This is a genomic window from Mesorhizobium sp. M1A.F.Ca.IN.020.06.1.1, assembly GCF_004023265.1.
GTDB lineage: Bacteria > Pseudomonadota > Alphaproteobacteria > Rhizobiales > Rhizobiaceae > Mesorhizobium.
In genome coordinates, this window is the sequence record NZ_RZSR01000605.1 from 1 (window position 1) to 3,703 (window position 3,703).

Sequence of the window (3,703 nt, forward strand, 5' to 3'; positions counted from 1 at the left end):
TGGCAGAGCACACGGGCAAGCTGGACGCGCTGCTGCTCGCCGCCTGAAAGCTCCTGGTAGAAGCGGCAGGCAAAGCCGTCGAGATCGACACGCGCCAGCGCCCGCTCGGGCAAGCGCGCATCCTCGCCGGGCAGCACCCCGGAACGCCCGCCGATCAGGCCGAGACGAACGATCTCTAGCACCGTGAAGGGAAAGGACAGCGTGGTGGACTGCGGCAGCACGGCGCGATGCGTCGCTGCCTCCACCGGCTTCATGGAAACCAGGTCTCGGCCATTGAGGATGACAGTGCCGGTATAGGAGAGCTCGCCCGTCAGCGCCTTGAGCAGCGTCGTCTTGCCCGAGCCATTGGGCCCGACGATTGCCGTTACCTCGCCCGGCCGCGCCGTGAAATCGACATGCGAGACGATGCGCCTGGAGCCGATCGCTACGGAGATGTCCCGGGCTTCGATCATCGGCTGCTCACAGATCAATGACGCCGCGCTTGCGCAGCAGGATCCACAGGAAGAACGGCGCGCCCGCCACTGCCGTGACGATGCCGATCGGCAGTTCGGCCGGAGCGACGATGGTGCGGGCGACCGCGTCGGCAAGCAGAAGCAGCGAGGCGCCGAGCAAGGCCGAGGCCGGCAACAGGTAGCGGTTTTCCGGACCGATGGCGAGGCGCAACAGATGCGGCACGACGATGCCGATGAAGCCGATGCCTCCGCTGACGGCGACCGACGCACCGACCGCCGCCGACACGCCGACGATGGCCGTGTATTTCAGCCGCTGGACCGGAATGCCGAGATGGCCGGCGGTCGCCTCGCCGAGCGCCAGCGCATCGAGGCCGCGCGACAGAAACGGCATCGTCGCCAGTGCCAGCAAGATCACCGGTCCGACCGTGCCGATTTTCGGCCAAGTGGCGCCGCCAAGCGAGCCGAGCTGCCAGAAGGTGAGGTCGCGCAATTGCCTGTCGTCGGCCACGAAGACCAGTATGCCGGTGAGCGCCATGGCAAGGGCGGCGATCGCCAGGCCGGCGAGCAGCATCGTGGCGACTGACGTCCGGCCGTGGCGCGTCGCAATGGCATAGAGCAGCAGCGTCACCGCCAGGCCGCCGAGGAAGGCTGCCAGCGGCAGGCCGAGCGTGCCAAGGGCGAGCGTGACAGGCGCAAGCCAGGTTGTGCCGAGCACGATGATTGCCACCGCGCCAAGGCTCGAGCCGGCCGAAACGCCGATCAGGCCGGGATCGGCGAGCGGGTTGCGGAACAGTCCTTGCATCACCGCGCCGGAGACGGCGAGCGCGGCGCCGATCAGCACGCCGAGCAGCACGCGCGGCATGCGGATGTCATAGACGATCAGCCGGTGGCGCGCGGCGAGCGCCGTATCGGCCGGCACGCCTCCGGTCAGCCAGTCGCGGATGACGCGAACGGCGGACGCGTCCGAAGCGCCCGAGGTCAGCGACAGGAATATGGACAGCGCAAGCGCGACAGACAAAAGCAGGATGACGATCCTTGCCCGCGCCGAGCGGTCGCCATCGGATGCCCTCACCCTGCCCGCCGGCCCCGCAATCGACTGTTCGGCCATCACCGCTCAGTCCGTGACCTGATTGCCGTAAAGCGAGACGGCGAGGTCGTGGATGGCCGCGGCCGTGCGCGGCCCGAAGCCCAGCAGGTAGCCGCCATCCATGCTGATCAGCTTGCGGGCAGCTCCCGCGGGCGTCGAAGCGATCGATGGATTGGCGAACAGCTCATCTTCCGAGATCGGTGGACCGGCGTTTTTCATGGTCAGGAGCACATCCGGCCTTGCGGTGACGATCGCCTCGTCGGACAGCTGCTTGTAGCTCGAAAAACCCTCGACCGCGTTGACGGCGCCGGCAAGCCTGATGATGCCGTCGCCGGCCGTATCGCTGCCCGCGGCCAGGATCTTGCCGCCCTGCATCGACAGCACGAACAGCACGCGCTTGCGCTCCTTGATCGCGGCCGTCTGCTTTTCGGCCGACTTCAGCTTCGCGTCCGTCTCCGCAGCGAGCTGCTCCGCCTTAGCCTCAACTCCCAGCGCCCTCCCGACGGTGCGGATCTTTTCGAGGATGCCTTCATGGCTGTAGCGCTCCGGCACCTCGATAAAGGGCACGCTCGATTTCTTCAACACGTCGACGGTTTCCTTCGGGCCGCTGCCATGCAGGGCTAGAATCCCCGATGGATTGACCGACAGAACGCCCTCCGGCGACAGCGCGCGCATATAGCCAACATCAGGCAATTTCTGCGCGGCTTGCGGGAAAGAGCTGGTCGAATCACGGGCGACGAGATGACCTTCCTCGCCGAGCGCATAGACGATCTCGGTGATCGAGCCGCCGATGGAGGCAATCCGCGAGGTGTCGGAGAAGACGGCCCTACCTTCATCGGCTCCGGCAGGCAGAGCGGCGGCGGCAAGCAGAACGCCGACCAGCAGCGCAAGCCCAGAGCGGAAACGGTGAACGACACGCATCGAGTCTCGCCTCATGCAGCGGTCGGGCTGGGGATGCGGGGCAGGTTCTCGGCCAGGAGGCGCCAGTCTTCGCGCTCGCCCTCGCCTTCATGGCGCTTGCCGAAGAACTGGATGATCATGCCCCCCTTGGCGTCATAAGCCTCGAGCGACGTGACATGGCCATCCTTGGTCGGTTTGCGCACCGCCCAGACTTCATGGATGTGATCGGTCCTCAGATGCAGGTGGAAGGTCTCGTCGAGCACGTTGATCCACGGTCCCATCGGCTTGACCGACTTGATCGGGCCGGAATGGATCTGGATGCAGCCGCGGTTGCCGACGAAGCACATGATCGGCATCTCGCCTTCCGCCGCGTGGTGAAACATGGCGCTGACGGCATCATTGTCGAGCAGCCATGCATAGTCCTGGCCGACCATGCGCACCGCCTCACGGCGGCTGAGCTTCAGGGTCTTCAGCATGCCGAAGAACTGATGCACGTCGGTCATCCGGCTCCAGCGGTCGCGGAGGTCGTCGATGCTGGCTACCAAGGCTTGCACCTCCACTTCGTCCTCCGGCGCGCTTGAGGCGATTGCGATCGTCGGCTCCTGGTTCGACGATTCAAGGCTCGCCATCAGCTTCTGGTAAGCATAGAGGTTCGAGGCTGCCCGCAGATGCACCTTGTGAACGGCCTCGCCGGCCGCATCGAAGAACTGCAGGCTGCGGCGGATCTCGCCCCCGTCGCGTTTCTCGACGGCAAAGCCATGTGCCCACACTTTCGGGAAGATGCGCAGGTCGATGTTCTCGCCGAGCACCATGGCGTTGTGATTGCCAGTGACGACCTTGTCGTAGACGCCGATCTTTTCGTGCACGGCGCTTTCGTTGCGGGTCAGCGCCATCACTTCGCCGACCGCTTCGAGGCCGCTCAGCAAGTCATTGACGCGCGGCTCGACGCGCACGGCGCCATGGCCGCAATGTGCCGCGACCAGCTCTGCTTCCGAAATGCCGAGTTGGGCCGCCAAATCGCGCTCGCGCATCTTCGGATTGTCTTCCCGCGAACCCCGGATCTCGTCCGGCGACGGCTTCACGCGTTGGTCCATATCGTCCACCTGCCCACTTTTTGTCTGCCCTGTTCGTCTGCCGATCGTGCTTACTTGTTGAGGATCAGCTTGCCCTGGCGGGTGATCTTCAGACGGTAGAGAGCACCATGATGTTCGATGCCGATCTCATGCTCGCCCTGGAACAGCGCGTTGCTGGAGAGCGTGCGCAC

Annotated in this window: 5 protein-coding genes; all 5 read right to left on the reverse strand. The window is 65.4% G+C overall.

Translation table 11 applies throughout. The annotated features are described in order from the left end of the window. On the reverse strand, positions 1-452 hold a 452-nt coding region (locus EOA60_RS23265), incomplete at its 3' end, for an ATP-binding cassette domain-containing protein (RefSeq protein WP_128311958.1). A gap of 7 nt (positions 453-459) precedes the next feature. Further along, the gene (locus EOA60_RS23270; protein WP_095825638.1) at positions 460-1,560 is read right to left on the reverse strand and encodes an iron ABC transporter permease; all 1,101 of its coding nucleotides are present in this window, start codon (positions 1,558-1,560) and stop codon (positions 460-462) included. A gap of 6 nt (positions 1,561-1,566) precedes the next feature. Continuing rightward, a complete protein-coding gene (locus tag EOA60_RS23275; protein ID WP_095825639.1) occupies positions 1,567-2,460 on the reverse strand; it encodes a hemin ABC transporter substrate-binding protein in 894 nt (297 codons plus the stop codon). Between the two features lie 11 nt (positions 2,461-2,471). Next, complete coding sequence (locus EOA60_RS23280; RefSeq protein WP_095825711.1) at positions 2,472-3,533, reverse strand: hemin-degrading factor; 1,062 nt, start codon at positions 3,531-3,533, stop codon at positions 2,472-2,474. A 50-nt stretch (positions 3,534-3,583) separates the two neighbouring features. After that, positions 3,584-3,703 (reverse strand): hemin uptake protein HemP (gene hemP / locus EOA60_RS23285; RefSeq protein WP_128311960.1); only part of this gene is annotated, 120 nt, incomplete at its 5' end.

What these genes read in the sequence shown, in the direction of transcription:
- EOA60_RS23270 (WP_095825638.1), bottom strand. Translation starts at nt 1,560, where the DNA reads ATGGCCGAACAGTCGATTGCGGGGCCGGCGGGCAGGGTGAGGGCATCC.
- EOA60_RS23275 (WP_095825639.1), bottom strand. Translation starts at nt 2,460, where the DNA reads ATGCGTGTCGTTCACCGTTTCCGCTCTGGGCTTGCGCTGCTGGTCGGC.
- EOA60_RS23280 (WP_095825711.1), bottom strand. Translation starts at nt 3,533, where the DNA reads ATGGACCAACGCGTGAAGCCGTCGCCGGACGAGATCCGGGGTTCGCGG.